Annotated in this window: 17 protein-coding genes and 1 pseudogene; 8 read left to right on the top strand and 10 right to left on the bottom strand. The window is 55.2% G+C overall.

Translation table 11 applies throughout. From position 1 onward, the window contains the following. Positions 1-57: 57 nt before the first annotated feature. Entirely contained in the window at positions 58-2475 is a 2418-nt protein-coding gene (locus ACP7A4_RS02280) for a glucose/quinate/shikimate family membrane-bound PQQ-dependent dehydrogenase (RefSeq protein ID WP_048362644.1), read from the top strand. Positions 2476-2991: 516 nt separating this feature from the next. Continuing rightward, positions 2992-4167: an MFS transporter gene (locus tag ACP7A4_RS02275; RefSeq protein ID WP_426245356.1), complete on the top strand. Its 1176-nt coding sequence runs from the start codon at positions 2992-2994 to the stop codon at positions 4165-4167. Here ACP7A4_RS02275 and ACP7A4_RS02270 read toward each other — a convergent pair. From ACP7A4_RS02270 to ACP7A4_RS02235, 8 genes and pseudogenes are all read right to left on the bottom strand, one after another. Beyond that, positions 4164-5081, bottom strand: coding sequence for a DUF6708 domain-containing protein (locus ACP7A4_RS02270; RefSeq protein ID WP_426245354.1), 918 nt, complete (start codon positions 5079-5081; stop codon positions 4164-4166). The genes ACP7A4_RS02275 and ACP7A4_RS02270 overlap by 4 nt on opposite strands. Positions 5082-5598: 517 nt before the next feature. Beyond that, a complete protein-coding gene (locus tag ACP7A4_RS02265) occupies positions 5599-6525 on the bottom strand; it encodes a hypothetical protein (RefSeq protein ID WP_426245879.1) in 927 nt (308 codons plus the stop codon). 381 nt (positions 6526-6906) lie between these two features. After that, a complete protein-coding gene (locus ACP7A4_RS02260; RefSeq protein ID WP_426245352.1) occupies positions 6907-7815 on the bottom strand; it encodes a hypothetical protein in 909 nt (302 codons plus the stop codon). Between the two features lie 17 nt (positions 7816-7832). Next, positions 7833-10661, bottom strand: a complete 2829-nt coding sequence (locus ACP7A4_RS02255) for a toxin VasX (protein WP_426245909.1) — start codon at positions 10659-10661, stop codon at positions 7833-7835. A 60-nt stretch (positions 10662-10721) separates the two neighbouring features. Next, positions 10722-11153, bottom strand: a pseudogene (locus tag ACP7A4_RS02250) (toxin VasX); the annotation flags it as partial. Then, positions 11150-11998 (bottom strand): DUF4123 domain-containing protein, encoded by an 849-nt coding sequence (locus tag ACP7A4_RS02245; RefSeq protein WP_203302327.1) that lies wholly within the window; start codon positions 11996-11998, stop codon positions 11150-11152. The gene ACP7A4_RS02245 and the pseudogene ACP7A4_RS02250, both read right to left, overlap by 4 nt. Then, positions 11995-14031: a type VI secretion system tip protein TssI/VgrG gene (gene tssI / locus ACP7A4_RS02240; RefSeq protein ID WP_426245349.1), complete on the bottom strand. Its 2037-nt coding sequence runs from the start codon at positions 14029-14031 to the stop codon at positions 11995-11997. The genes ACP7A4_RS02245 and tssI overlap by 4 nt, the downstream gene beginning before the upstream one ends. 162 nt (positions 14032-14193) lie before the next feature. Further along, positions 14194-16536 (bottom strand): putative bifunctional diguanylate cyclase/phosphodiesterase, encoded by a 2343-nt coding sequence (locus ACP7A4_RS02235; RefSeq protein ID WP_203302325.1) that lies wholly within the window; start codon positions 16534-16536, stop codon positions 14194-14196. Positions 16537-16964: 428 nt separating this feature from the next. Here ACP7A4_RS02235 and lon point away from each other — a divergent pair, with 428 nt between their 5' ends. The 6 genes from lon (at position 16965) to cmoB (ending at position 22984) form a co-directional block, all read left to right on the top strand. Next, on the top strand, positions 16965-19394 hold the full coding sequence (gene lon, locus ACP7A4_RS02230) for an endopeptidase La (protein WP_426245347.1): 2430 nt from the start codon (positions 16965-16967) through the stop codon (positions 19392-19394). Between the two features lie 286 nt (positions 19395-19680). Then, positions 19681-20061, top strand: coding sequence for a hypothetical protein (locus ACP7A4_RS02225; protein ID WP_256209945.1), 381 nt, complete (start codon positions 19681-19683; stop codon positions 20059-20061). Between the two features lie 89 nt (positions 20062-20150). Continuing rightward, complete coding sequence (locus tag ACP7A4_RS02220; protein WP_059764969.1) at positions 20151-20543, top strand: protease inhibitor I42 family protein; 393 nt, start codon at positions 20151-20153, stop codon at positions 20541-20543. 1 nt (position 20544) lies between these two features. After that, positions 20545-21180 carry a lysoplasmalogenase gene (locus ACP7A4_RS02215; protein ID WP_203302323.1) on the top strand — a complete coding sequence of 212 codons (636 nt, stop codon included), beginning with the start codon at positions 20545-20547 and terminating at the stop codon, positions 21178-21180. A gap of 107 nt (positions 21181-21287) precedes the next feature. Beyond that, positions 21288-22031, top strand: a complete 744-nt coding sequence (gene cmoA / locus ACP7A4_RS02210) for a carboxy-S-adenosyl-L-methionine synthase CmoA (RefSeq protein WP_048362638.1) — start codon at positions 21288-21290, stop codon at positions 22029-22031. Then, complete coding sequence (cmoB, locus tag ACP7A4_RS02205; protein WP_203302322.1) at positions 22028-22984, top strand: tRNA 5-methoxyuridine(34)/uridine 5-oxyacetic acid(34) synthase CmoB; 957 nt, start codon at positions 22028-22030, stop codon at positions 22982-22984. The genes cmoA and cmoB overlap by 4 nt, the downstream gene beginning before the upstream one ends. Before the next feature lie 109 nt (positions 22985-23093). On the opposite strand, the gene tadA is transcribed toward cmoB, so the two are convergent. Together tadA and ACP7A4_RS02195 are read right to left on the bottom strand one after the other, a co-directional pair. Then, the gene (gene tadA / locus ACP7A4_RS02200; RefSeq protein ID WP_059764975.1) at positions 23094-23585 is read right to left on the bottom strand and encodes a tRNA adenosine(34) deaminase TadA; all 492 of its coding nucleotides are present in this window, start codon (positions 23583-23585) and stop codon (positions 23094-23096) included. After that, complete coding sequence (locus ACP7A4_RS02195) at positions 23585-24961, bottom strand: multicopper oxidase family protein (RefSeq protein ID WP_426245343.1); 1377 nt, start codon at positions 24959-24961, stop codon at positions 23585-23587. Before ACP7A4_RS02195 ends, tadA begins: the two co-directional genes overlap by 1 nt. Positions 24962-25115: the final 154 nt, after the last annotated feature.

The following is a 25115-nucleotide window of genomic DNA, read 5'->3' as shown; positions in this document are numbered from 1 at the left end:
CGCGCCGTGTTCCACGGCCCATGCGGGAACACTATCAACGTAACGGAGAACCACACTATGAGCACTGAAGGTGCTTCAAGTCGTAGCCGCCTGTTACCGACGTTGCTCGGTATCTTGCTGCTGCTAATGGGCCTGGCCATGCTGGTCGGGGGTATCAAACTGGTCACGCTGGGCGGGTCGATGTACTACCTGCTGGCCGGTATCGGTTTTGGCCTGTCAGGCGCACTGCTGATGGCCGGGCGTCGCGCCGCGCTGGGCTTGTACGCCGTGGTGCTGTTCGCCAGCACCGTGTGGGCACTGATCGAAGTGGGCCTGGACTGGTGGCAACTGGTACCGCGCCTGGCCCTGTGGTTTGCGATCGGTATCGTATTGCTGCTGCCATGGTTGCGTCGCCCACTGTTGCGTGGCCAATCGGCCCCGGTGGCGACTGGCGCACTGAGCGTGGCCGTCGTACTGGCAGGCCTGGCTGCACTGGCCAGCCAGTTCACCAGCCCTGGTGAAATCAAGGGTCAACTGGACCGTGATGCAGTTCCCGGCATGACCAACACCGCACCGGCCATGCCGGAGGGTGACTGGCAGTCCTACGGGCGTACCGCCTACGGTGACCGTTACTCACCACTGAAAGAAATCACTCCAGAAAATGCCCACAAGCTGGTTCCAGCCTGGACATTTCGTACCGGTGACATTCCTGGCGAAGGCGATCCGGGCGAAACAACTGCCGAGAACACCCCGCTGAAAGTGAACGGCATGCTGTACGTGTGTACCCCACACAGTCAGGTGATTGCTGTTGACCCAGACACCGGCAAGGAAATCTGGCGCTACGACCCGAAGCTCAGCACGCAGAACGCGGCTAACTTCAAAGGTTGGGCACACATGACCTGCCGCGGCGTGACGTATCACGACGAAAACGCCTACGCCAAGGCCAGCACCGAGCAAAGCGCTGCCGAGCCTGCTGCTGCCACGTCGAGCAACTCGTGCCCACGTCGCCTGTTTCTGCCGACGGCTGACACGCGTCTGATCGCGCTGAACGCCGACACCGGTAAAGTCTGCGAAGACTTCGGTGACAATGGCGCAGTTGACTTGCGCCACAACATGGGTGGCTTCGCGCCAGGCGGCTACTACTCCACCTCGCCCCCTGCCGTGACCAAAGATCTGGTTGTGATTGGCGGCCACGTTACTGACAACATTTCTACCGATGAGCCATCGGGCGTGATCCGGGCGTACGACGTACGTACCGGTAAGCTGGTGTGGAATTGGGACAGCGGCAACCCGGACGCCACGGCGCCGATTGCCGAAGGCGAAACCTACACCCGCAACTCGCCTAACATGTGGTCGATGTTCGCCGTCGACGAAAACCTCGGCATGCTCTATCTGCCGATGGGCAACCAGACGCCTGACCAATTTGGCGGCAACCGTACCGAAGATTCCGAGCGCTACGCTGCTGGCATCACTGCGCTGGACATCAACACCGGTAAAGTCCGCTGGTACCGTCCGCTTACTCACCATGACCTGTGGGACATGGACGTAGGTGGCCAACCTACCTTGATGGACATTAAAACGGCTGACGGTGTTAAACCGGCTCTGCTGGCGTCCACCAAGCAAGGCAGCATCTACGTGCTTGACCGTAGCAACGGTAAAGACATCGTACCGATCCACGAAGTGCCAGCACCGGGCGGAGCCGTTGAAGGCGACCACACCGCGCCAACCCAGCCTCGCTCCGAGCTGAACATGATCCCGCCGGTACTGACCGAACGTGACATGTGGGGCGTGACTCCGTTTGACCAGATGCTGTGCCGTATCAACTTCAAATCCCTGCGTTATGACGGCATGTACACCCCGCCGTCCTTGCAAGGTTCGATCGTTTATCCAGGTAACTTTGGCGTGTTTGACTGGGGCGGCATCTCGGTAGACCCCGTGCGTCAGATTGCATTCCTGAACCCAAGCTACATGGCCTTCACCTCCAAACTGGTACCCCAGGCGGATGTGGCTGCAATGGGCCCACGTAAAGGCGAAACCTCGGGCGTACAACCGAACAAAGGTTCGCCTTACGGCGTGATTCTGGAACCTCTGTTGTCGCCACTGGGCCTGCCTTGCCAGGCTCCGGCGTGGGGCTACGTTGCGGCGGTCGACCTGACCAACAACAACGTAATCTGGAAACACAAGAACGGCACCGTGCGTGACAGTTCGCCGGTTCCAATCCCGCTGTCGATGGGCGTTCCAAGCTTGGGTGGCACATTCACCACCGCCGGTGGCGTAGCCTTCCTGAGCGGCACCCTTGACCAGTACCTGCGTGCTTACGATGTAAGCAACGGCAAGTTGCTGTGGGAAGGTCGCCTGCCTGCTGGCGGCCAAACCACTCCAATGACCTACACCGGCAAAGACGGCACACAATACGTGCTGGTCATGGCGGGTGGTCACGGCGGCCTGGGCACCAAAAAAGGTGACTATGTCATCGCGTTCAAACTCGCCGATTAAGTAACACAGCGAGTGGCAAGCGAAGCGGCTATCGAAAGATAGCCGCTTTTTTATGGCTGACGTTTTATACAAGCCTGACCTGCGATATTCACAAGGGCACGCTACACGCTATTCCAGCACCCTCTTTTTTATTAATAATGAGCCTTCGGCTATATAAACTTCAGAAATGCCCTGCACTGCACCCTTTATGTAGTCCACTTCATACCGAATTTCGGTATTCCCTTACATAAAATCCTCCACCCTACCGCAGACATGGCGAGTATTAAAAATCGAGAATAGGGCTTGGCAGATAAACGCTTAATAACGAGTCTCATCATATTTTTACATTCTGATCACCACCGGAAAATTATGTGCATCGGCGGGCCTTACTGCGAATCATATAACCTTGACAACGTAGCTATCCGGGTCGGCCAAGCGTGCTGGGTGCGGCATCACTCCACGTACGAATATATTGACTGCGTTTATTAATAAACGCTGCAAACCACATCAGACTTAATACTCCTCAGAGCAACACTGATGACACCTTTCAATAGCGTCCTGCTCATGGGCATGTGTTGCTTGAGCGTATGCCTGGCGCAATTGGGCATGATGATGTATTTACCCGGCATCTCTGCCATTACGCAGGCAATGAATACCAGTAGCCACCTGACGTCACTGTCATTACCCGCGTATTTAGTGGGCATGGCTGTTCCGATGCTTATATGGGGAAAATGGGGGGCCATGTTCGGCCTCAAAAAGATCTTAATAGTGTCATTAGCTCTATTTGGCCTATGCAGTGTATTGCTGGCGATGTGTACACAGATTGAAGCGTTTATTACCTCAAGGTTGATTCAGGGGATCGGAGCAAGTGGTATGTCGGTCATCGCTCGCTCATTAACGGCACACTACTTCAAAGGCCCTGCACTTGCCAAAGCACTTTCTTGGTTATCCATTGCGTTCGTCTTCTCATTGGGAACAGGGCAGTACGTGGGCGCACTCTTAATAAGTGCGGCGGGGTGGTCAGCGACATTCTGGGTACTAGGGGTAGGTGCAATCTTGCACATAGGGTGGGTGTATCGCTACTTACCCGACTCCCGGCAGGCCCATGGCATACCCAGCAGTTGGGGTCATTACGTGATGATAATTCGTCATCTCCCCTTCCTCTTCCCTGCACTGACGGGCGGCGTGGGTTACGGGATCATAATGGGCTTCAGCACCGCGGCCCCTTCAATACTGCAAACGACCTATCACTGGTCCGTCAATGATTACGGGGCATTGGGCTGGGCGGTAAGCCTGGCGTATCTGCTGGGATCTCTAAGCATCAACCGATGGGTATTAACCTATGGGCAAAAAACACTGAGTCGCATTGCCACAAGCATCATGCTGCTCGCCAGTGTATTAATGCTTATGGGATTAATGGCCAATCGTTCTTGCGCGCTGCTACTGTGGCTGCCCTACTGCGGCATCGTTTTCGGCCAAGCCATGAACTACCCCATCAGCCTGTCCAAAGCCTGCGAGTACTCGCCTGTGAGCGGCCCTTACTCAATGGCCCTGTGCGGATTTATTCATCAGTTGCTAGCAGCTTTTATTGGAACGACGGTCAGCCTGCTTACTTTGCGGCACCCATTACCACTGGCCTTAATTTGCCTGCTACTAGCCGTCCTGGTCTGGGGGCTGAATATCATAAAACCCACTTCCTCACGAGACGATTAAGAGGAGCGAATGCCCAATTCAGCTTCACGCTGAGCAATGGCCATTTCAAGTTCCGGGGACCGTTTTGCCCATTGATCGGGAGGAAGGGGTTTGGACCATTCAATGATTTCAGGATCATCAAGATCGGGGGGAGGTGAAAGTTTCCATGAATACAGCATTGCGATAAGCGGCGTACCGAACAGAAATATACCCAGCACTAACAACAGAGCCTGTCCTAGTTCACCCTTACGTACATGCTTGAATAAACGAGTGGCATGCTCGTAGAAAGCACCCCATACAGGGCCACGACCTTGCAGATTGTTTTGACCACCATCGAAACTATTGACTTGGGGCAGCACGTGAGGGCCGACCTCCATATAACTGCGAATACATTCCCATAATGACTTTGCCGATTCGTTTCCGCCACAATTAAAACCCCACATAAAATGCTTATTTTTTTCTGACGCCTTCACATCCGGATTTTCGAAACCGATGAACAGTAAGCCCATCGTATTCGGCCCAGCCTGACTCAGCGACGTATGCTGCGTGGCTGCAGCTGTCACTGTCTCCCAAGGTACGATCCAATACTCACCATTTTCACGGGGCACGCAAACTTCTCGTCGTTGACGGTTGAATCGAATGGGCAAAGGGGTAGGACGTAGAAGATTAGATATAAATACAACGACAGGAATACCAATGACTACAATGACCATTATTCCAAACATATAAAACAAGCTGTCATTCCATGAGTAATACCCCATCACCAAGAACATCAGCGACATAAACCATATCACCATGACGCCCCCTCCCAAATTGAAATTACCAATATCCAAAAAGACATCATTATTACGCCAAACCATATCAACAACATCAACCGGTTTTTTTCCGGTGGGTATCGGCAAAGGCGCCAGATAATCTTGGCGAGAACAAACCATATCTTTATGCCACCTATTTACATGTACATTCACTTACCAAACTAAGGCTGCAAGTATATTGAACATTGCCTATCACCCAGCACATGTAGAACTGCCATATCAAGTTCGGGTGTTAATACGTTCCGCAAGTTGACTACCCTTAGCACCTATATATCTTAAAGAGGCGTGCGACCAGAATGTCCCTCTGGCCTCGGGCACCCAGCGCTAGAAGTACAAGGTGATTCACCTAGGGCCGTCCGCTACACCCAGCACTTGGAGGATGGCGTTATTGGCGCTGGTTTGCATTTTCATATCCAGTGCAGAAACAGACGTGTTGAGGCTGTGCAGGTGTTTCTCAAATATTTGCGCGATCATTAGCTGTTCAAACTGTTCGCGCTTATCCGACACAGCCAATTCAGATACTGCATAAAAATGGCAGTAAAGAGAACAGTCATCCACAGCACAAGACTGGTTTTAGTTGTACCGAGGCAGTGAACCTTTCACAACTCACTCTAATCTGTAATGGAAACCTAACAGATCATCGACGACAAGACTCAACGGGTTTGATCCCCAATTCAGCTTCACGCCGAGCAATGGCCACTTCAAGTTCCGGGGACCGTTTTGCCCATTGATCGGGAGGAAGGGGTTTGGACCATTCAATGATTTCAGGGTAGGGAAGGTCAGGCGGTGGAGACAACTTCATGCGCTCAAGCACATCAATCAACAATGTATTGAATATAAATAGCCCAAAAAAGCCTTCCCACAGCACAGCCATAAACCAGCCTTTACGTTGCGCAGCTTCAACTACATCCTCTGCATAAGAAGCCAGTATTCCTTTGGGCCGATAAAATCTAGCCGTATTATCCGTGACGGCATGAGGCCCTATTTCCATATAACTGCGCATACATTCCCAAAGTTGCATCGCCGCAACACCACCTCCACAATTGAAGCCCCATGAATAGAAAGCATCCTCCTCCCCTACTTCTGCACGATTTTTTTTAAAAGTTACAATTAGCAAGCCTTGAGTCATTTTACCTGCCTGACTTATTGAAAACCCTTGAACACTGGCAGCAACAACACTTTCCCACGGCACTAGCCAATATTCATCTTTCCCTTTCGGAATACAGACTTCACGTCGCTGTCGATTAAACCGTATTGGCAAAGGTGCAGCCTGAAACAGGCTATGAATAAAACACAACACCGGACACCCAACTACCACAAAGCCTGACAACATCAATAGAGGATCAGGCATTATGTAACCTATCAATAAAAACAACAAAATCAAAGGCCAAGCAATCATAATAAACGAACCCAAACTATAGTTACCAACGTCTAAAAAAACATCATTTTTCCTCCAAATAATATTCAACATATCCACCGGAGATTCTCCTGTATCAAGGGGGAGTGGAGAAAAATAAACTGATTGTGAAAAGATCGTTTTTTTAGTACCGGAAACACTCATCATTTCAGCCCTGGCTGCAAATAAATCGAACACTGACTAATGCCTATCAAGTAGCGAGGCACCCTATCTAACTCTGGCGTCGGCTCATTTCGCAACCGTACAACCCTCGCACCACCGGTCAAAACAAATGCAATCCTGTTTGCGCCACCTACAAAGCTATTAAGTTTAAATATCCCGATCAAAGGTGTCAGATGAAATATACTCAAAAAAATTATTAGACGGTGAAATAAAAAATCAGAATCAATTTTAAAACATCCTGAAATATGTATTCCTTGCCCTTTCCCTTGCCCACAGGAAATCCATTTACAGCGACTAAAACTAATAGACCATCCACCCAAATCCTGCATAGATCCCCACCGCACGCAATTTGACTTTAGTTATTTATTATTCACTGACGTCGCACGTAGTATTGATCCCCAATTCAGCTTCACGCTGTGCAATGGCCACTTCAAGTTCCGGAGAGCGTTTTGCCCACTGTTCAGGGGGGAGGGGTTTAGACCATTCAATGATTTCAGGGTAAGGAAGGTCAGGCGGCGGGGAAAGTTTTAAGTTTTGAATCACTTCAGCGAAATATGTCCCAAGAAAAAAAATACAAAAAACACAGTACATCGCCGTAGATACATTACCCTGTCGCACGTTACTTAGTAGATAATTTATTTGCGTTTGTTTTCCCTCCCCTAACCCAACAAGAGGGTCTGGTACGGCATCAGGACCTATTTCCATATAACTTCTAATACACTCCCATAGCGCCACGGCATTACTCGCACAGCCGCAGTTGAAGCCTAGAGTCTGATGCCTATTATTTTCCCTGGCACTATCATCAGGGTTATTAAACCCTACGAACAACATACCAAACTCGGACCGACCAACTGGACTAAAGATTGATTGCTGTGCAGCTATTGCCTCAACCGTTTCCCAAGGCACAACCCAATAGTCCCCATTCTCACAAGGCACCCACACTTGTCGACGCTGACGATTGAAGCGAAACGGAAGCGACACAGGTTGACAAAGGCTTCTAACCAATATCAAAAAAGGGACACCTATAATAAAAGAAGCACCCACTAAAAATATATTGAAAAAATTGGCATTCCATGAATAGTATCCCATCAAAGAGAACATAAGCACCAACACCCAGAGCACCATAAACCCGGCACCAACACTGTAACTACCAACGTCTAAGAAAACCTCATTCTTGCGCCATATGATATTCAACACATCATCTGGATTTTTCCCCGTCGGAACGGCCAATGGGGAGAGATAGTCCTCAGCGCAAAAAGGCCACGTACCTTTCATACTCGATCTATTCGACATCATTTCTCCGGATACAAATAAATCGAACACAGGCTATCGCCCAACAGATAGCGCTTAGCTTCATCTAACTCAGGTATCCGTTCATCACGAAAACCTACTACACCGCTTAAGTAACTAAGCTTGAACGCCACCCCGTTTTCCCCTCCTATATACATCTCCTCTCCAAGCATGATTGACAATGGCGTCCTGTATCGCAACCTCAACGAAATATTTTTTGGTAAAGAACCGTATCGTTCCACAACTTTTTTAAAAGTCGCGCTTATGCGTAAACCCCGACCTTGACTTGCCGGAATATTTTCCGACGTACTATTAGATAGCCATAGCCCGGCAATATCCACCATAGTCTTATCGTGTAAAACAGTGCTTTCCCCGCGCCTTATCTGTTCGTGCAAGGACCTAAAGTTATCTGGATCGCCTAACATGGCCACTTCAAGGCTTGACTTATCAAATTCCGCTCCAGGCAAATCAATCGTTAAACCTTTAATTTCCCTAACGACTTGCCCAGTCTGTAGGGACGTCATAAAACCGTCACTACTCACACACTCGAAACTCAAACGAGGCGAGTATAAAATCGAATACAACTTATTCAATTCATTTTCACGGGTGCTCAAAGAGGTGACACCCATATCAGTTGATCGACCTTTAGACCAACAACACGTAGCTAAAAAACCATGCATTGGCGTTTGCTGGAGGTACCAAGCTACTAGATACACCACGCCTAATATAGCCATTAGATAATTTACGGGCCCCATCCAGAACAAATATCTACTGGCTGCCAATCCAACTTTAACTTCTTGAGTCAGCGCCAATAAGGTGTAAGAGCCACCTACTAATGTTTGCACAAAAAACACACCTATTTGCCCGCTCACTGCAATTTTGCGAACTTTCAACCATGAATCTAGCTCTCCATGAATGCTTTCGATTTGTAGTTGAAGAGAGCCCAATTCATTTAAGGCAGCAAAAAAGGCCAACCCCCCCACTACTGCCCCCAAAAGGGTGATGGAGGGGACAAATGTATGTTTAATTCCCAACTTTTTAATTCCAGCATATCTCATCTGCCAATCAATCACCGCCACCAACGCCGCCCCCGCATACAACGTTGCCGACGCGGTGTCGTAGATCCGCTGCTGATCCATCTCCTCCACCACCGACGCTTGTGCCAGATAGTTGCTGGCGTTCAGTCCGTTAATCAGCAGCGCAGCAATCGCCACTAAGCCGCTGCCGTTAATCACTGCCGGGGAGTTGACTATTTTTGCTGTATTCCCTGTGCCAATAGCCTTTGCGGTGCTGTTGACCCACTGTGTGAGGTCTTCGGCGGTTTTGCCAAACAGGTGCCATGTACGCAGTCCGCCTTCGTTCACGGCTCTCAAGCCCACTCCATTGCCCAGTTTGGCGGCTATCAGGATGCTCAGCCACGAGCCGCCCGGCGCACTGCCGTGTTCGTTTTGAAGCAGGAGCAACGCGGCGCCAAGGCGTTTGACCAGAGTGTTCCACTGGCCTTGGGCATCCTGCGCCAACAATGCGAGGTGATTGACCACGGGCAGTCCCACTACACCCAGTACTTTGGCAATGGCGCTTTTGGCGCCGGTCTGGTTTTCCATGTCCAGCGCAGCAATCAGTTCAGCTGAGCGGCTGACGCTGTTCACGGCGCCTTCCAGGCTCGGGTTCCAGCCGGTGAACACCTGGCGTAATGCACCCTGGTCGTCGCTGCGGATGTAGTGCGCAAATTGCTCAGCACCGTGCTGGCGCAAGCATTGGGCGCTGAGGCAAGACAGGGCTAATTGGTCGAGCCAGCGGCGGTTGTCCGGGTCGAGATAGTTGACGAACCATGTGCCGCTTTCGCTGCGTTTGAGGTACTGCTCACGGTCTGCATACAAGGCGTGGTGACGTTGTTGAAGATGGCTGAAATGCGCGGGGGCGGTTTGATCCAGCCAGGTGTTCATGGCCTCAAGGTCGATGTATTGCGCGACCTTGTCACTCGACTGGGTGTTTCTCAAGTTGTTGACTTTGCTTTCCTGGTAATCGCGCACCACGTTCAAGGCATCGGCATGCAGTTCGAGGGGGATGAACGCGCGGATCGGCGCCACGGCCGCTTGTTCACGCAGGTGTATTTCATGCAGGCGCGTGTCGGCTTCATGGTTGCTGTGGGTTGTGCTTCGTCGAATATTGGCGGTATAGCGCTCACGGGCCAGTGCTTCGAGTCGCGTGCGGGCTTCCAGCAACTGCCGGGCCTGTTCGGGGGTCAGTTGGATGTCGTGCTCGCGATAGCGGTAATTCAACGACTCACTGACTTCGGTCGCGTCTTCGGTAATCAGGCTGCGTATAAATCCGCCGATGCTCAGGTGCAAGTTGTTGTCGGCTTGCCACTGTTCATGGCGCGACTCCAGCAACTCCTGCTCATGGTTGATATCGCGCAACACGCCAAGGTCGTCATCCAGGCAGGCAAATACTGAATACAAACCCTTGGCCTGGATGTGCGCCAGCGCCAGCACATCGAGAGTTTTGAGCGGCGCCCAGGGCTCGGCGCTCCACTCCCCCACAGGTAGCGTTCCGGGGGCGATTTCAGCCTGTCGGGCTGCTGCCATTGAACGTTCGTTGTTCCAGCGTCTGGCATCGACATAAGCGTCGATCAACACCTGTCGCCGCTGCGGGTCTGTCTCTTGCTCTATCTGCTGTATCAGTTGCTGTTCACCCTGCTCGTAAGCCTGGGCATTTTGCTGATGATCAACGGCCAGAGCGCGGTCGTAGACCTGCGGGTTCAGTTCGCCCATCACCCGCGAGTAATCACTCAGCGGCGCACAGTGCGGTGCTTGCAACGTATTGGCCACTGAGCGCAGGTCAAGACGGCGCATGCGTTTACCCCGAATCGAGGCATCGCTCAGTTGCTGACAATGGGCCATGTTCAGCGGGTATTCGGCGTACAGCATCCATGCGTCTTGGTGTTTACCCAGCTCAATGCCACTCAGCGTGCCTTTCATCACCACGGTGTCATCGTCTTCGAGGTATTGCGCACGCAGCAGGTTGTTTTCAGCCACGGCATAACGCTTGAGTGGCCCCGCGCCTTGCCAGACGTAGACATACCCTGTGCGCAACAGCCTGGCCGCCAAGGGGTGACTTTGAGTACCTATGCCTGGCTGTATGGCCGGGTGACTCACTGCGCAGGTACTCAATGCATAACGCACCGGTACGACGAAAATATGTGTTTGGTTGGCGGCGCATTGCCTGACGGTGCTGTGAATATCGACATGCGAGTGAGCCTGAGCAACGCGGGTAGCGTGTGAAAGCGCTGAAATGGCGTCGAGACCAGCATGGGAACTCATAAAACCGGCCCTCGCAGGTCGATGTGGCGCTTTAACGCATTGATCAGACTTACCAGGCGCTGTGCAGGAGAAACCCCACGCTCGGCCAATAACGCTCGGTAATCGCCATGGTCCGGACCGTCAGGAAACGTGTCGCCAAACGCGGCGTACAGGGCCGTCCAGCACAGCACTTCATCCTCTGCGCTATAGCCCTGACGCGCCGCATTACGCTGGCAAGCGCGCGCCCATTGCTGTTGTTCCAGCGCATCAAGGCCCTGCAAACACAGGGGAAAAAAACGTAACGTGTGGGCAACCATGTGATGGTCAAACTGTTCACGTTTGCTCCTACACAACTGTTCAAGTTGCAGCGAGGAGAAGCGCAGCCAGGGTGTATGGGTGTACTGCGCGCAAGGCTGATCGGGGGTGTGTTGAGTGATCAGCAACGGGCTGCCGTCAGCTTCTGGCAAACGAATCACGCGCACAGGACCCATGAGCTGATCCCGTTCGCCAGTCGGCAGGTCGCGCAGCCACATGCGGGCAATACGTGGGTCGTAAAAACGGAAAAAACCCGTGACATCGCCCTCCAACCGTACATGTATCAGGCTGCGCATGTGCGCCATCAACACCGTTTCAGCCACCTCGGTCTCCAGCCAGATACCGGCTTGGGTCTGCCACTCTGCGTTGAAGGTGCGGGCCAATTCACTGCCGGGTTCAACCCGCACAAGCACGGGACCACAAGACGCAACTGCCGCGTAACGGGTGGTCAGGTAAAGCGCATGGGGCAACACCAACGGTGACAGTTGATGAAGTCGGGGGTAAAGGTCCGGGATTTGACTGCTGTCGAGAACAAGGTAGGCGCGGTTCATTGCGCTGTGTCCTTTAAGGCTTCGCAGGCCATGCACACCGGTTCAATCGACTTGGCCGCGTCTTGAAACGCCTGGGTCTGACTGACCAGCGCCAGCGTCAGCAGGGCCTCAACCCCACCTGGCAGCCCTGATGACGCCGGGGTGCCTTGCACTGGCACGCCCCCAGGCTGAACCGGCGTACTGCTAAAAATGCCCGCGGGTGTGAGCAACAGGTGTTGACCACCGGCCATCAGGCTCTGGGTTGCACCGCCATTGATATTAAGTGTGGTGCCTGCCTTGAAATGGATTTGCTGACCTGCCTCGACGGTCATGACGCGCCCCACATGGCAATGGCTGCTTTGGGCGATGTCCAGATAGTCGTCGGCCAGGAGCCGGGTTTTTCGGTCTGCCCCCACGGTATGTTGCTCTTGGGCCTTGAACACTACGGTGCTGTTGCCCTTGATGGTGTGTTCAAACTCACCTGCCACCTGCACGCGGCTGTCGTGTTTGATGTGTTGCTGCATATCGCGCTGGGCATGCAAATAAATCAATTCGCAGCCTTTACGATCCTCAAGTTGCAGCTCGTTGTAACCGCTGGCGCCTGGGGTGCTTTTACTGCGCAATACGCTACGGGTTTTATTGGCAGGTAACGCATGCGCCACCGGATGCAGGCTATTGATCAGACAACCGCTGACCACAGGCTGGTCGATGTCGCCTTCCAGATAACTGACCAGTACTTCCATGCCGACCCGCGGGACCGTGACGGCGCCATAACGCTCACCTGCCCAACCGGAGACCACACGCAGCCAGCAACTGCTGTTTTCATCCTGTGAGCCCTCTCGGTCCCAGTGAAACTGCACCTTGATGCGTCCCAAGGCATCACAAAAGATCGCTTCGTTAGCCGGGCCGCAGACTCGCGCACTTTGGCTGCCAAGCAGACGCGGTTTTTCATAGCGCGTGGGCGAGCGGTAAGCGACGTTTTGGGGGATGGCGTGAAACGTGTTGCGGTAGCCCTGAATAAAGCCGTCGGCGCACCTCAGCAGCGAGCTTGAGATCTGCTCTTCCAGGACCTGCGGCTGTTTGCCCTGATGCTCGATGCGCGTCAGCAACCAGTCACCATTACAAGCCTGTGTCGGGTGCTCCTTGAGTTGCAAATAGTGACCGCTGCGCAGGCACGGCTGGTGGCTACGACCGCTGGCTTGAGCGTAGGCGGCCTGGTGGCGCTCCAGCGCCCTCTGACTGTAGCGTTCGCCCTCAGCGGTGTCGGTGAAACGGCCGGGGTAGGTGTAATGCTCCAATTCAGGCCCGGCCCTGTCGGCCATGTTGTTGCGATCAGCCTGCACCACACGACTGGCTTTATTGAAGTTGTAGTCGCGCAGTGTCACGCGATTGCTGCGAGCCTGAAATTGCACCTCGAACAGGTCAATCGCAGGCCCTGGCGCCAGCAAGCCCTCCCCCGAGTGGTAAGGCGTTGCCTGAGCGGCCGGGACAAAGGCCATCAACTCATCGCCAAACACCAGTTCATGGCCGTGCACGGCATGACGAAAGTGATAATGCAGGCCCTCTTCAAAACACAGGCGTTGAATAAAGTGCAGGTCGCTCTCGCCGTACTGCACGCAGTATTCGCGCGGCAAATAAACACTGTTGAGCGCAAACCGGTACGCGTCACCGAGAATGCCGTGCCCCTTGAGCACCTGCTCGATGATCTGTTGCACCGTCTGGTGTTGAAAAATGCGCTGGTCAGTGCGATGGGCCAGATACGCCACACGCGGCACCAGTGTCAGTTGATAGTGGGTCAGGCGCGCATTTGGGCAACTCTTCGACACGGCACAAATTTGCCCGTGAATGCCATTGTCCTGCTCGTCAAAGGCTAAAAAGGCCGATTGGTGCAGCAAGGAGGCGAGGTCAATGGAGGAACTGTCACTGACCAGCTCCACGTCAAACGAAAAGGGCGAACTGATGGCTTCCTCACCCTTGAACGCCAACACCTGCAAGGCAGGTTCGACGCCCTGAATGCTCAGACTGAAACGCGGTTGACGGGCACTTGTGGACATCCGTGACACCTCAGGCACTCCCGGCAATGCTCATTGCATTTGCCTGCGCGCAAAAGGGGTCAACGCTAACGGATAGCGCTTAAGGTCAGGTGTAGGAGGATTCTGCAATTACGAAAAGAAAGCGCTCGTAAAACGCAAGATTGCTGCAACCAACACGCCTCATCACGCGGTTTCTTGCAGGCGCGCCAGCCACACTTCAAACGCCTGCGCATCCAGCGGACGACTGATCAGGTAGCCTTGCGCCGTGTCACATTGCCAGCGCTCCAGCAGGTCAAGGGTATGTTGATACTCAACCCCCTCGGCCACCACTTTTAGTCCCAGGTTGTGGCTCATCTCGATGGTCGAACGCACGATCACCGCGTCTTCACTGGTTTCATCCAGGTTGCGAATAAACGACTGATCGATTTTCAGCTCTTGTACCGGCAAGCGTTTGAGGTGAGCCAGCGATGAATAACCAGTGCCGAAATCATCGACCGCCAGACTGATCCCGCCATCGCGCAGTTTTTCCAGCACGTTGAGTGAGTGCTCAGGGTCGCGCATGACCGCACTTTCGGTGATTTCAAAAATAAGTTGCTCGGCCGACACCTGATAACGCTTGAGCAGGGTTTCGACGTTATGCAACAGGTCTTCACCGTGCAAATCCGCGGCCGAAATGTTCAGCGACAGTTGCAGCGCAAACCCCTTGCGGTTCCACTCGGCCAGTTGACGAACGCCCTCCTCCAGCACCCACTGCGTCAGCAATACCATGCTGCCCGTACGCTCGGCCAAGGGAATGAACTCGGCTGGCGACACCACGCCCAGCTGCGGATGACACCAGCGCAACAAGGCTTCGGCCTGGTGCACCTGGCCACTGCCAATCTCCAGCTTGGGCTGATACTGCAAGAACAACTCGCCCTCGCTGGCGGCGCTGCGCAAGTCGCGAATCAGCTGGATTTGCCGCTGATGCGCCAAGTCCCGATCCTGCTGATATACCTGCAAATACCCCGGTAAAGCCGCTGCATCACGGCGCGCGATCGCGGCCCTGCTGATCAGTTCTTCGACGCTTTGGCCGTTGGTCGGGTACACCGCAATGCCCATGCAAATTTCGAGCAACACGTCATGACCATCGATGCTCAAGGGTCGATTCAACAGCGCATACAACGTGTCCGCCATCGCGACCCCGGCATCAACCTGGGTGCTCTCCAGCAGCAACAAAAATTCATTGCCGGTTATGCGCGCCGCCGTATCGCGCTCGTGCAGAGTGTCGAGCATCGCGCGGCTGGCCTCGCGCATGATCAGCTCCATGCCTTCCGGGCCAAAGCTTTCGTTGATCACGCGGTAGTTTTCAATGCCCAGATAAATCAGGACTACGTTGCGCCGGGCGCTGATCGCACTGCCCAATCGTTCCATGGCCAGAGCGCGATTGGGCAAGCCGGTGAGCGCGTCATGCAAGGCGTTGTGCGCCAATTGCTGCTCACGCTGCGCAATACCGGCCTGCATGGCGTTGATGGCCTTGGCCAGAAAACCCAGTTCGTCCTTACGCTTGAGTTCGACGGGCGTTTCGTAGTCGCCCCGACCAATCCGCTGCGCGGCTTCTGCCAGCAGACTGACCGGGCGCGACACTGCCCGCGCCAGCCACAAGGCACCGAGCAAGGATGCCAGCAATGCACCGACCGAGACCCACAAAAACTTGCGATCAAGCGAATTAAAGGCCTGCATGGTTTGATCCAGCGGGCTCTGCAGCAACGCCATCACTTGCCCGTTAGCCGGGTCGCCGGCGTTGGCCAATTGCAACAATTGGCCCAAAAAACGCTGGTGCTGAAATTCGCTGAAATGAACGGTCAGGCCCGGCGCATGCGTGTGCATGAACGCGACAATGCTGGCGTTCATTGCGTCAGGCTGAGTACTGCTCAGCACCCCGTCCACGCCGTTATTAAGGGTCATAAACGACACTTCAAGGTTGCTCAGCGAACGCAACTCATGGGCAAATACGTCGTCCATCGGCATCGCAGACACCACGCGCACCACCGGTAAAGGGGCCATCACGGCACTCTGCACCATCATGTAAGGGCGGCCATCGAGTACGCCGACAAGCATGGTTTGAGCGTTACGACGCGCCATCTTCAAAGCCTTGGCGTAGGGAAAGGCCTGCCCGGACGGTAACCCTTTGAGGGTGCTGGTAATGATGTTGCCATTGAGGTCGAGTACAAACAGATCACTGCCGCGAATACTGGCCTCAAACTCCAGCAAGGCGTTCTCGATGTCCGCGGGGGTGCCATTGATGCTCGCGAGGCGAAAGTCCGAGTCATTGGTCAGCCAGTTGAGCCCGTACTGGATGCGCCGCCAACGCAAATCCATGAATCGCTCAAACACCCGCGTGCCGGTGCGCAATTGCTCTTCGGCCTGATCGCTGGCCACCGTAATGGTCACTGCTTTGACGGCGAAGTACACCGCACCAATCACCACGAGCAAGAGCAACGCCAGAAACAGGCTGATACGCGCCTGAAAACTGTTACGCAGCTTCATGCTGCCTCCTCGTTCCACTGAGTCAATGCCAGTACCCGCTCTGAGGTTATGTCCTGAGGCATACGCCGCTCCCTCTGCATCTTCAGAAAAGCCTGTCGCAAGGCCTTCCAATCCCTTTTTTTTGTTATCAATCGTAACTGCTGCAAGAGAGAAGATCGCCTAATAAATCAGGGCCGTCCACCGTCAAGTTGTTGGCGACAAAGGCCTAGCGAGCGGGCACTTGGGGGAAGATTTTATCAATGAGACAAGGGCCTGCCCTGACACTCGCCACAGGCTTGAACACAGGCCTCTTGAACCGCAAACCCTGCGCTCGACTACGCTACTCGGCGCAGTCTTCGGCAGCGGCTTGAGGATGAAAAACGTTTCACCATTGAAACCACTGACACCGCGCCCCATCTAACCCTCATACCCCATTGCGCAGGTGCCCCATGAGCGACCAGCAAGATTTCCCGGATAACAGCACTGAATACACCGACATAGAACACCCGCACAGCGAACATCAACCTCACTCGGGAGGAACTGAATTGGCGTTGCCAGAACAGAATCTGCCGGACAAGGTGTACATCATCCCGATCCATAATCGCCCGTTCTTCCCGGCGCAAGTGCTGCCGGTCATCGTCAATGAAGAGCCGTGGGCCGAAACCCTCGAACTGGTCAGCAAATCACCTCACCACTCGCTGGCACTGTTTTTTGTCGACACCCCGCCCGATGACCCCCGCCATTTCGACACCGACAGCCTTCCTGAATACGGCACGCTGGTAAAAGTGCATCACGCCAGCCGCGAAAACGGCAAATTGCAATTCGTGGCCCAGGGCCTGACCCGCGTGCGCATCAGCATGTGGCTCAAACATCACCGCCCGCCGTATCTGGTGGAGGTTGAATACCCGCAGCAGCCCAAAGAGCCCACCGATGAGGTGAAGGCGTATGGCATGGCGCTGATCAATGCGATCAAAGAACTGTTGCCGCTCAACCCGCTGTACAGCGAAGAGCTGAAAAACTACCTCAATCGCTTCAGCCCCAATGATCCTTCGCCGCTGACCGACTTTGCCGCAGCGCTGACCTCGGCCACCGGTAACGAGCTGCAAGAAGTGCTTGACTGCGTGCCCATGCTCAAACGCATGGAAAAAGTGCTGCCGATGCTGCGCAAAGAAGTCGAAGTAGCACGGCTGCAAAAAGAAATCTCGGCCGAGGTCAATCTCAAAATTGGCGAACATCAGCGCGAGTTCTTCCTTAAGGAGCAACTCAAGGTCATTCAGCAAGAGTTGGGGCTGACCAAAGACGATCGCAGCGCAGACATCGAGCAATTCAAGCAACGCCTTGAAGGCAAAAACCTGCCGGTGCAAGCGCAAAAGCGCATCGACGAAGAACTGAACAAGCTGTCGATTCTGGAAACCGGATCGCCGGAATACGCGGTCACTCGCAACTATCTGGACTGGGCTTCGTCGGTGCCATGGGGCGTGTTCGGCAAAGACAAACTCGACCTCAAGCACGCGCGCAAAGTGCTCGACGCGCACCATGCGGGGCTGGATGACATCAAAAACCGCATCCTCGAATTTCTTGCCGTTGGCGCGTACAAAGGCTCGGTCAGTGGTTCGATTGTGCTGCTGGTCGGCCCGCCGGGGGTGGGCAAGACCAGCGTCGGCAAGTCGATTGCCGAGTCGCTGGGGCGCCCGTTCTACCGTTTCAGCGTCGGCGGCATGCGCGACGAAGCCGAGATCAAGGGCCACCGTCGCACCTACATCGGTGCCCAACCGGGCAAGCTGGTGCAGGCGCTCAAGGACGTTGAGGTGATGAACCCGGTGATCATGCTCGATGAGATCGACAAAATGGGCCAAAGTTTTCAGGGCGACCCTGCGTCTGCCTTGCTTGAAACCCTGGACCCGGAGCAAAACGTCGACTTCCTCGATCACTACCTGGACCTGCGCCTGGACCTGTCCAAAGTGCTGTTTGTGTGCACTGCCAACACGCTGGACTCAATTCCTGGCCCGCTGCTCGACCGCATGGAAGTCATACGCCTGTCGGGTTACATCACCGAAGAAAAGGTCGCGATTGCCAAGCGTCACTTGTGGCCAAAACAGCTTGAAAAGGCCGGTGTTTCTAAAGGCAGCCTGAGTATCAGTGACAGCGCACTGCGCGCCGTGATCGATGGTTACGCCCGCGAAGCCGGCGTGCGTCAGCTGGAAAAACAGCTAGGCAAACTGGTGCGCAAAGCCGTGGTCAAATTGCTGGATGACCCAAAAGCGGTGATCAAAATGGGTCCAAAAGACCTCGAGGCGTCACTGGGCATGCCGGTATTCCGTAATGAGCAAGTGATCAGCGGCACCGGTGTCATCACCGGGCTGGCCTGGACCAGCATGGGCGGGGCCACGTTACCGATTGAAGCCACACGTATTCACACGCTCAATCGCGGGTTCAAGCTGACTGGGCAATTGGGCGATGTGATGAAGGAGTCAGCTGAAATTGCTTACAGCTACATCAGCGCCAACCTTAAGCAGTTCGGCGGCGATCCCAAGTTCTTCGATGAAGCCTTTGTGCATTTGCATGTGCCAGAAGGGGCCACGCCCAAAGACGGCCCCAGCGCTGGCGTGACAATGGCCAGCGCCCTGTTGTCCCTGGCTCGCAATCAAGCGCCCAAAAAAGGCATCGCCATGACCGGCGAGTTGACCTTGACCGGGCATGTGCTGCCGATTGGTGGCGTGCGTGAAAAAGTGATTGCGGCACGCAGGCAAAAAATTCACGAGTTGATCCTGCCTGACGCCAACCGTGGGCACTTCGAAGAGTTGCCGGACTACTTGAAAGAAGGCATTACCGCCCACTTTGCCAAGCGCTTTAGCGACGTGGCAAACGTATTGTTTTAACCGCCTGCACTAACACCGCATGTCGCGGGACACGATGCGCTACACCTCGTATCTGGTCCCGCGATTCAAGCCGCTCACACCACCCTGTCAATGTTGTCAGTAGACACCTGCTCCGTTCCCGACGCTAATAGCCCCAAGCCTGTTAAAACTGCGTCGAGAAACGATCATGGCACTGCATCACCCTGCATATGGAAATCCAGCGGTTATCTGTCAGAAGTTTTTAGGCAGTCCTTCATTCAATCCAAGAACCAGCGGTGAGCTTAAAGCCGATGTTCTGGACAGGGACGTGTTCGACGCCCATGAAATGACCTTTGCCAGTAGCCACAAGAAAATCGTCATTACGGCTGACATGGATGACTTTGGGTCTATAGGCCATCGCTCAGTAGCATTCACCCTGGACGTCAATATCCAGTCTGGTATCTACCTGTTCAAACGCGGCGCGGGTGGGCCTGTGCGCGAGATGTCATACACAGAGTGCGTCAAAAAGAACGGTGAGTATGTCTACCACTTGATTCAGGCAGAGGTCGGCAGCCTGCAATTGAGTGTGGTCGAAAGTTGCTACAGCGCACGCTTGTTTACCTTTGATGGCTGTGACCACAACAACGAGCCTTTCGAAATATGCGGTGACTTCATCATCAACCCGCCCCACGCCTCATTCAACTACTGAGGGGCGCGTACGACTTTAACCGCGCGGCGTGGTGCAACACCTTGCATGGGTTATGCTGCGCGCTTGTTATTGTCTGACCGGAGCCTTCAATGTCCCTCGCGCGCCTCATTCCCTTGTTCGGCCTCACGCTGCTGACGGCTTGTGCCCAGCAATCGGCACACAACGTGATTGTTGAAGAACAAAGTGACTGCCCGATGCAATTGCACACCGGGCAAAACTTGACCCTGACCTTGCCCAGCAACCCCACCACCGGTTATCGCTGGGCGATTCAGGACTCCGCTGGCGGCGTGTTGCGCAGCCTCAGCCCAGAGGTCTACAAAAGCGCCGACAGTGGCCAGCTACTGGGCAGCGGCGGGCAATCCACCTGGCGTTTTCAAGCATTTGCCGCAGGCTCCGGGCGCTTGCGCCTGACCTATCAGCAACCGTGGGAACCTGAGGCCGAACCTGCACAGGTGTTTGACTGCGCTATCACGGTGAAATGACATGCCTTGGCTGATACTCGCGGTCATGGGCGCCGCCGCCTATCTGTACGGTGTAAACATGCAGTCCACGCTGCTGTGTTTACTGAGTAAACCGCTGCCGGTACTGGCTTTGCTCGGCTGGCTGCAAGATGCACCGCCCAGCCTGTACAGGCGCTGGATCAGTCTTGGCCTGTTGTTTTCACTGCTGGGGGACATTCTGCTGGCCTGGCCGGTGGACCTATTTGTGTTCGGTCTGGGCGCCTTTCTGCTGGCCCATTTGGCATATCTGAAGGCATACCTGAGCGATTGCCGGCGTGTCGCCTGGTTACCGCTGACGTTAGCCTTGATGGCGGGCGTGAGTTTATTCAGCGTCATGGCGGCGCAGGGTCTGGGCCAATTGTTGATTCCCGTCAGCGTGTACGCGCTGGCCATCAGCGCCATGCTGTGGCGCGCCTTTGCCCGACTGGGCACAGCCGTCCCCGCGCGCTCGGCCTGGCTGGCGGCAGCCGGGGCACTGGCGTTTGTGGTCTCGGACAGCCTGATCGGCATCGACCGCTTTGTGTTCAAGTTCAGCGCCGCACCGTATCTGATCATCCTCAGTTACTGGCTCGGGCAATGGGGCATTGCGGCCTCCACGTTTAGCCAGAGCAAACGCTGAGCCAGCATCTATCGAGCCCGCCAGACGGTTTATCAGACAGACCGCGCATCCCGGCGCCAACTTGGCTAAAATGCCGCCCCTTTTAAATTTCCATCGCCGGAACCCTCGTGAGCAAAGAACCCGACCGTATATTCGCCCAGCCCTTGGCCCAGGTGCCGGACTTCGCCTTTAACGAAGACGTGGTGCGGGTGTTCCCGGACATGATCAAACGTTCGGTGCCGGGTTATCCGACCATTGTCGAAAACCTCGGCGTGCTCGCCGCACAGTTCGCCCAGCCTGATAGCGTGCTCTACGATCTGGGCTGTTCGCTGGGGGCGGTCACTCAGGCACTGCGCCGGCATGTGCGCAGCGAAGGGTGCAAGGTGATTGCCGTGGACAACTCGGCGGCGATGGTCGAGCGCTGCCGCGAATACTTGAATGGGCAAAACTCCATGTTTCAGGAGTTGTTGCCGGTCGACGTGATCGAAGGCGATATTCTCGCGCTGCGCTTTGAGCCGGCCTCAGTGGTTGCGCTCAACTTCACCCTGCAATTCATTGCCCCCCAAGATCGCCTGGCCTTGCTTGGCCGCATCCGCCAGGCGCTGTTGCCGGGCGGCGCGCTGATCCTCTCGGAGAAGCTGCGCTTCAATGACGCAGACGAGCACGCGCTGCTCACCGACTTGCACATCGCATTCAAGCGCGCCAACGGCTATAGCGATCTGGAAATCGCGCAAAAGCGCAGCGCCATCGAAAACGTCATGAAGCCCGACAGCCTCGAAGAACATCGCGAACGCCTGCTGGCGGCCGGGTTCTCGAAAGTCGTGCCGTGGTTCCAGTGTCTTAACTTTGCCTCGTTGATTGCCTTGCCATGATTGATCTTTCCCCTCTCGCCCGGCGTCTGGCCGGCACGCCTTTGGCTGAATGGGCCAACACCCTGCAAGCTCAGCTCGACAGCAAAATGGAGAAAGGTCACGGTGACCTTGAACGCTGGCAAAGCGCGCTGGATGCGCTGCCTGACGTCAAACCCACTGAAATCGACCTGCTCAATGGCCTCACGCTCGACACTGACTGTGACGACGACACCCGTGTGCGCATGCGCCAGGCCCTGATGGGCTTGTCGCCGTGGCGCAAAGGCCCGTTTGACCTGTTCGGGGTACATGTCGACACCGAATGGCACTCGGACTGGAAGTGGTCACGGGTTGCGCCGCACATCGACCTCAACGGCAAGCGCATCCTGGATGTGGGCTGCGGCAATGGTTACTACATGTGGCGCATGCTCGGTGCAGGCGCCCATAGCGTGATCGGTGTAGACCCCAATTGGTTGTTCTTCTGCCAGTTTCAGGCCGTGCAGCGCTTCTTGCAGCAAGAAGCCGCCTGGCACCTGCCGTTCCCGTTTGAAGACTTGCCACCGAATCTGGAAGGCTTCGACACCGTTTTTTCCATGGGTGTGTTCTACCACCGCCGCTCCCCCATCGAGCATTTGCTGGCGCTCAAGGATTGCCTGGTCAAAGGTGGCGAACTGGTGTTGGAAACACTGGTGATTGAAGGCGACGTGAATCAGGTGCTGGTGCCCGAGGACCGCTACGCGCAGATGCGTAACGTATGGTTTTTGCCATCGATTGCTGCGCTGGAGCGCTGGTTGCGGCGCGCCGGTTTCAGCGATGTGCGCTGCGTGGACGTAAGCATTACAACCGTTGAAGAGCAACGGGCGACAGAGTGGATGAAGTTCCAGTCGCTGAGTGACTACCTTGACCCCAACGATCACAGCAAAACCATCGAAGGCTTGCCTGCACCCATGCGCGCAGTGATTGTGGCCAAAAAATAAACCTCAGTAGCCGCTGCCGGAGGCTGCGATGGGCTGCGCAGCGGCCCTGTTTTCAAACCAAAACGAAGGTCCTTCGGCCTTTATCGCAGCCTTGGTCAGCGGCTACAGATCAGGATTTCGCCCGGCGGGCCTTGAAGAACTCGCTGAGAATTGTGCCGCACTCCTCGGCCAATACGCCGCCTTCAAACAGCACGCGATGGTTGAGAAAGCCCTGGGTAAAAAACTGCCCCTGACTTTGCACAATCCCGGCCTTGGGTTCCAATGCGCCGTACACCACTCGCGCGACCCGCGAATGCACGATCAAACCGGCACACATGCTGCACGGCTCCAGCGTCACGTACAGCGTGCTGCCGGGCAGTCGATAGTTGCTGGCCGCAGCGGCAGCCGCCCGAATGGCGACCATTTCAGCATGGGCACTGGGATCGTGACCGCTGATCGGGCAGTTGAAGCCGCGCCCGATGATTTCGCCGTTTTGCACCAGCACTGCACCCACCGGCACTTCACCCAGTGCTGCGCCCTGTGCCGCCAGCGCCAGCGCTTCACGCATATAATCTTGATCGCGGCTGCGGTCAATGATCTGGGGTTGACGCCCTTGTCGCATCAGGAAACCTCAATAGCGGCCATCAGGCCGGTTTCCATGTGGTCAATCACATGGCAGTGGAACATCCACACGCCGGGATTATCCGCCACCAGCGCCACACGAGCACGTTCGTTTTTACCCAGCAAGTAGGTGTCGGTGAAGTACGGGATGATTTTCTTGCGGTTAGACGCCAGTACCTTGAAGCTCATGCCATGCAAGTGAATCGGGTGCTGGTACTGGGTCATGTTCTTCAATTCGAAGATGTAACTGCGGCCCAGCTTGAGTTTGGCGATGGGCCGGTCAGCACAGGTTTTGTCTTTGATGTCCCACGCAATGCCATTGATCTGCCACAAGCTCGGCGGCTGATCAGGTCCCAGATCCTCGGACACCGAACCGACCCACTCGAAGTTGAAATTGATCTTCTCGGCATTGGCCACGTCTGGCTCGGCAATCGGGTTTGCAGGCAGCGCAGGGGGCCATTGGGCGGGGGCGTCGTTGCTGGCAACCGATCGCAAGGTGCCCAGGCGTACCGGACCATCACGCAACGACAGCTCCTCACCCACCGCCGGGGCTTTGATGGCCAGGCAAATGCGCATGCCAGGGCCTAGCCAGTATTCCTTGCCCAATGGCCTTGGCTCGATGGGGTTACCGTCCAGCGCGTAGATTTTGGCTTCGACGCCGGGGATGTTGATGCGGTAGGTCAAGGTGTTGTCGAGATTAAGCAGGCGCACGCGGGTGATCTGCTCTGCGGGCAGTTCAATCGTCGGCACATGGCGGCCATTGATCGTCGACAAGCGCCCGGCCGTACCGCCGCGAGCCGCCTCACGGGTGATGCTGAACGGCATAAAACCGCCCTCTTGATCCACATGCCAGTTCTTGATGCTCAAGGTGCGTTCATGCGTAAAGCCGGTAGGGTCGCGCTCTTCAACAATCAGCGGCCCGACCAGCCCACGGCCCAGCTCTTCGCTGCTGTTGACGTGCGGGTGATACCAAAAGCTGCCCGCATCTGGCACGCGGAATTTGTAGTCAAAATATTCGCCCGGCAATACCGGCAACTGCGAGACGTAAGGCACGCCGTCCATCTCCAGCGGCAAGCGGATACCGTGCCAGTGAATGGTGGTCGGGACTGGCAGGTGGTTGATAAAGCGCACCCGCAGCCATTGGCCCTGACGCACCCGCAATTCGGTGCCCGGCGCCGAAGGGCCAAAGGCCCAGGCCTCGGTCTGATGACCGGGCACCAGTTCCACGTCGAGGGGCGCGGCAATCAGTTCGTAATCGTGGCCCGCTTCGGCATCGGCCATTTTGCCCAACCAGTAACGCGAAGCGCCTCCTGCGCCAACACCCACCACTACCAGGCCGGCTAAACCACCGAGTATTTGTCGACGGGTAAAGGACATGGGCTCAACTACCTCTCGTATCGTAAGCGGGCTTTAGGCCCGCAAAAGGCGAATACGATACACCTGCGGTTGAGAAACAGTAAGGCCGGGGTGGCGAAGGGCCGCAGTCCACACACCGAAAACACCCTGGCTGGCTGCGGGCTTTTTAGCACAT

Source organism: Pseudomonas sp. TWR3-1-1 (genome assembly GCF_049896545.1).
Classification (GTDB): domain Bacteria; phylum Pseudomonadota; class Gammaproteobacteria; order Pseudomonadales; family Pseudomonadaceae; genus Aquipseudomonas; species Aquipseudomonas weihenstephanensis.
Note: the sequence above shows the minus strand (reverse complement) of the source record. Positions and strands in the feature narration are given on the sequence as shown.

Bases quoted from the DNA above. Each gene is read 5' to 3' on its own strand.
- ACP7A4_RS02280 (WP_048362644.1), top strand. From the start codon at position 58: ATGAGCACTGAAGGTGCTTCAAGTCGTAGCCGCCTGTTACCGACGTTG.
- ACP7A4_RS02275 (WP_426245356.1), top strand. From the start codon at position 2,992: ATGACACCTTTCAATAGCGTCCTGCTCATGGGCATGTGTTGCTTGAGC.
- ACP7A4_RS02270 (WP_426245354.1), bottom strand. From the start codon at position 5,081: ATGGTTTGTTCTCGCCAAGATTATCTGGCGCCTTTGCCGATACCCACC.
- ACP7A4_RS02265 (WP_426245879.1), bottom strand. From the start codon at position 6,525: ATGATGAGTGTTTCCGGTACTAAAAAAACGATCTTTTCACAATCAGTT.
- ACP7A4_RS02260 (WP_426245352.1), bottom strand. From the start codon at position 7,815: ATGAAAGGTACGTGGCCTTTTTGCGCTGAGGACTATCTCTCCCCATTG.
- ACP7A4_RS02245 (WP_203302327.1), bottom strand. From the start codon at position 11,998: ATGAACCGCGCCTACCTTGTTCTCGACAGCAGTCAAATCCCGGACCTT.
- tssI (WP_426245349.1), bottom strand. From the start codon at position 14,031: ATGTCCACAAGTGCCCGTCAACCGCGTTTCAGTCTGAGCATTCAGGGC.
- ACP7A4_RS02235 (WP_203302325.1), bottom strand. From the start codon at position 16,536: ATGAAGCTGCGTAACAGTTTTCAGGCGCGTATCAGCCTGTTTCTGGCG.
- lon (WP_426245347.1), top strand. From the start codon at position 16,965: ATGAGCGACCAGCAAGATTTCCCGGATAACAGCACTGAATACACCGAC.
- ACP7A4_RS02220 (WP_059764969.1), top strand. From the start codon at position 20,151: ATGTCCCTCGCGCGCCTCATTCCCTTGTTCGGCCTCACGCTGCTGACG.
- ACP7A4_RS02215 (WP_203302323.1), top strand. From the start codon at position 20,545: ATGCCTTGGCTGATACTCGCGGTCATGGGCGCCGCCGCCTATCTGTAC.
- cmoB (WP_203302322.1), top strand. From the start codon at position 22,028: ATGATTGATCTTTCCCCTCTCGCCCGGCGTCTGGCCGGCACGCCTTTG.
- tadA (WP_059764975.1), bottom strand. From the start codon at position 23,585: ATGCGACAAGGGCGTCAACCCCAGATCATTGACCGCAGCCGCGATCAA.
- ACP7A4_RS02195 (WP_426245343.1), bottom strand. From the start codon at position 24,961: ATGTCCTTTACCCGTCGACAAATACTCGGTGGTTTAGCCGGCCTGGTA.